The sequence below is a fragment of the Oleiphilus sp. HI0123 genome (genome assembly GCF_001635315.1).
The window spans coordinates 1-1,207 of sequence record NZ_LWGE01000702.1; the positions used below are offsets into that span (position 1 = coordinate 1).

General features: G+C 44.2%; 2 protein-coding genes. Both read right to left on the bottom strand.

Going from position 1 to position 1,207, the window contains the following annotated elements; translation table 11 throughout:
• Positions 1–344: acyl-CoA dehydrogenase N-terminal domain-containing protein (locus A3761_RS06305; RefSeq protein ID WP_197472893.1), on the bottom strand; the 344-nt coding region annotated here is incomplete at its 3' end.
• 211 nt (positions 345–555) lie between these two features.
• Positions 556–1,207 (bottom strand): acyl-CoA dehydrogenase C-terminal domain-containing protein (locus tag A3761_RS06310; RefSeq protein ID WP_197472894.1); only part of this gene is annotated, 652 nt, incomplete at its 5' end.

Consider the following 1,207-nt stretch of genomic DNA (forward strand, 5'->3'; position numbering starts at 1 on the left):
TCATACTGAGCACCTACCATTTTAGGCATACCCATTCCTTCGTATTCAGGGTTACCCGTAAGACCTGACCAACCACCTTCAACAAAAGTCTTATAAGCTTCTTTATAACCCGCTGGAGTCGTTACAACACCGTCAGTCCACTTACAACCTTCTTCATCACCATTACGACTTAAAGGTGCAATTAGTGATGCAGTGATCTTACCCGCTTCTTCCAATACTGCGTCAGCAGTATCAATATCGATGGTGTCTTTTGTGCCCGCAAGCGAAGCCCAAAGCTGCTCTACACCAAACACTTCATTCATCACGAAACGAATATCTTTTAACGGAGCCTTATACTCAGCCATGTAACTACCCTCTATCCTCTGTTGATCCAACACGTAACAACCTTGTCTTACAAGGTATTTTTCAATAAAAACCCCGAGCTGCTTGTGGCTATTCGGGTGTGATTTACTTATGTCCGGGAAAACCTAACGCCGCACATTTAAATCATGCGGCGCATTTTAACGTAAAAAGCCCGCGAATGCGGGCTTTTTTTTGAATCAGATTAACTCAAGCTTAGAAAGCGAAGTTATCTTCTTCAACAGCCATCATAGACTCGGCACCCGCTTCAATCATTTGAGCGTGAGCTAAAGTACGTGGCAAGATACGATCAAAGTAGAACTGAGCAGTTTGCAGCTTAGTCTTGTAGAACGCTTCTTCTGTTGTACCTTCTGCTAGCTTCTGCTGAGCAACATCAACCATCTTCGCCCAGAAGTATGCTAAACATACATAGCCTGAGTACATTAGGTAATCAACTGACGCTGCACCAACTTCATCACGATTCTTCATGGCATTCATACCAATCTTCATCGTAATATCGCCCCACTCTTTGTTTAGCTTGGTTAGCGGCTCAATGAACTGCGCCAAACCTTCGTTATCTGCATTTTCTTTACAGAAAGTGTGAACCAACTTAGTGAAGTTCTTAAGTGCAGCACCTTGCGTCATTAGAACTTTACGGCCTAACAAGTCAAGTGCCTGGATACCAGTTGTACCTTCATAAATTAGTGCGATACGCGTATCACGAACGATCTGCTCCATACCCCACTCAGCGATGAAACCGTGACCACCGAATACCTGAACACCGTGGTTAGCAGCCTCGTAACCAGCTTCAGTACAGAAAGCTTTAAGAATAGGCGTTAAGAAGCCTAACATCTCGTCAGCTGCTTTC